Source organism: uncultured Anaerovibrio sp. (assembly GCF_947302755.1).
Classification (GTDB): Bacteria; Bacillota; Negativicutes; order Selenomonadales; family Selenomonadaceae; genus Anaerovibrio.
This window is the reverse complement of sequence record NZ_CAMYWM010000208.1, coordinates 1-2747: the sequence shown is the minus strand read 5'-3', so window position 1 is coordinate 2747 and position 2747 is coordinate 1. Positions and strand designations below refer to the sequence as shown.

The 2747-nt window shown below is 49.9% G+C and carries 3 protein-coding genes; all 3 read left to right on the top strand.

The window, feature by feature from the left end; genetic code table 11:
* Positions 1-251: Fur family transcriptional regulator (locus tag Q0Y54_RS12545; protein ID WP_297968651.1), on the top strand; the 251-nt coding region annotated here is incomplete at its 5' end.
* Complete coding sequence (gene hemZ / locus Q0Y54_RS12540) at positions 241-1737, top strand: coproporphyrinogen dehydrogenase HemZ (RefSeq protein ID WP_297968648.1); 1497 nt, start codon at positions 241-243, stop codon at positions 1735-1737. The genes Q0Y54_RS12545 and hemZ, both read left to right, overlap by 11 nt.
* Positions 1738-1781: 44 nt before the next feature.
* A partial coding sequence (hisS, locus tag Q0Y54_RS12535) for a histidine--tRNA ligase (protein WP_297968644.1) occupies positions 1782-2747 on the top strand: 966 nt, incomplete at its 3' end.

Genomic DNA, 2747 nt, shown 5'->3' with positions numbered 1-2747 from the left:
AAATGAATATTCTCCAAAAAATGGAATTCGGGGAAAAGCGGGCCCGGTATGAATTGAAGAAATTTGACGAAAGCGGCCATCAGCATCATCACCTTATCTGCAAGGGCTGTGATAAGGTGATAGAATTCTCTGAGGATATGTTGGAGGGGCTGGAGGAGAAAATAGCTGAAACCTGTAATTTCAACATTATCGACCATCAGGTGCTGTTCTATGGCTATTGTCAGGAGTGTGCCAAGAAGCTTGAACATTAAGGAATTTACATTAAATAGTGATGACCAGGTTGTGGTGAAGGTGGTCCGGGAAATACTCAATCTCTTTAAGATTGTGACGGGCTGTGAAAATGCCTACGACTGGAAATCGCTGAATATAGAAAACAATCTGCAGCCGGGGGAGGTTCCGGTGGTGGAGACGGTTATAGATATGGTTGGGATAAAGGGCGAAAGACTTCATCTGACCCAGACCACAAGGGGCCGCAGTGATGAACGGTTTGCCGCTGGAAAGCATCGGCTTATAAAGCTGAATTTATATCAGCTCTTCAGGAAGGAATTTGGCTTTGAAGCCGCCCCATGGGGCATTCTTCACGGGGTTCGGCCCACCAAGATAGTTCACCGCCTGCTGGATAGCGGCTTATCCAGGGATGAGGTGGTGAATCGCTTGCTTTGCGACTATGAGGCCAGCGAGGAAAAGGCTGCCACCATTGTGGACATGGCTATCCGCCAGCTGCCTTTTTTGGCCCAATCCGATGAAAAGACCATCAGCATTTATGTAGGCATTCCCTTCTGTCTGAGCCGTTGCCTTTATTGCTCCTTCCCGGCCAATATTCTTCCCAAGGAAGAGGGCCTAAATGAGTTTATGGAGGTATTCCATAAGGATCTGGCCGCTGTAAAGCAGGCGGTGGCAGACTATGGCTTTAAGGTTCAGTCCATTTATGTGGGGGGAGGTACTCCCACCAGCCTGCCGGATAAATATTTCCGGGAAATGCTTGGCACAGTACGGGAGGCTTTTTACTGTGAGGATACTATTGAGTTCACTGTAGAAGCAGGCCGTCCGGACAGCATGTCCCCAGATAAGATTAAGACCATGGTGGATATGCAGGTTACCAGGGTCAGTGTAAATCCCCAGACCATGCAGCTGCGTACCTTGAGGCGTATCGGCCGTAATCATACGCCGGAGGCCATTGTGACCATGTTTAAGGAATTAAGGTCGGCCGGGATTCCGGAAATAAATATGGATCTTATTATTGGCCTTCCCGGTGAAAGGGTGGCTGATATTGAGGATACAATGAAGAAAATAGTGGCCCTTGGCCCGGATGACATTACCCTTCATTCCCTGGCCCTGAAGCGGGGCTCAGTTCTTAAGATGAACCTGGAGGAATATGAGCTGCCGGATGACAAGACCTGCCGGGAGATGTTTCGTACCGCCATGGGCTATATTGACAAAGCCGGCATGAAACCGTATTATCTCTATCGTCAGGGATATATGAGCGGCCAGCTGGAAAATGTGGGCTGCTGCCGCAAGGGGGCAGAAAGCATTTACAATATCCAGATAATGGAGGAGCATCAGACCATATTGGGCATTGGAGGGGCGGCCACCAGCAAGGTGGTAAATTTCCGTGACAAGCGGCTGAAATCCTCATTTAATGCCAAGGATTTGATTACCTATCTCAGGGATATTGATATTTACATTGATAAACGGGCGGCCCTTATAAAAGAGGCTTACGGGCAGCCTGAATTATAGACAGATTACCTTGCTTTTTCCAAAGCAAAGGAGGTTTTAGGAATATGTTGACAAATGCTCCAAGGGGCACCAAGGATATACTGCCGGACACCGTGGGTGATTGGCTCTATGTGGAGGATAGCATCCGTTCCCTATGCCGGCGGTTTGGCTATCAGGAAATCAGAACGCCGATGTTTGAGCACACAGAGCTCTTTCAGCGGGGAATCGGTGAAGGCACCGATGTGGTGGACAAGGAAATGTACACCTTTACTGACCGGGGCGACAGAAGCATTACCCTGCGTCCGGAAAATACTGCTTCCGCTGTCCGGGCATATTTGCAGAATAAGCTCTATGCTGATAATAGCCTTACCAAGCTGTTTTATATCGGTTCCATGTTCCGCTATGACCGCCCTCAGGCCGGCCGTATGCGGGAATTCCACCAGTTTGGGGTGGAGGCCATAGGGGAATCCAATCCAGCTGTGGATGCTGAGATTATCCTTTTGGCCATGAAGCTGCTGGAGGGCCTTGGCCTTAATGATCTGGAGCTTTATATTAATTCCGTGGGCTGTCCAACCTGTCGTGCCAAGTACCGCACTATGCTGCAGGATTTTTTCCGGGACAGGCTGGATGATTTGTGTGAGGACTGCCGCAGCCGGTTTGACAGGGCACCAATGCGTATCCTGGATTGCAAAAAGGATGCGGAAAAGCCTTATATGAAGGAGGCACCAAAGATTACAGACTGTCTCTGTGATGAGTGCTCCGATCACTTCCAAAAGCTGCAGAAGCATCTCACTAAGGCGGGGGTTAAGTTTGAGCTGGATCCACGGTTGGTTCGTGGACTGGATTATTACACCAAGACGGCCTTTGAGGTTAAGTACCCACCGTTGGGGGCCCAGAGTGCGGTGGCCGGCGGCGGCCGTTATGATGGCCTTATTGAGGAGATGGGGGGTAACCCTACTCCAGCTGTGGGCTTTGCCACTGGTCTGGAAAGAGTTCTTCTGGCCCTGGAAAAGCAGGGGCTGTTACCTGAT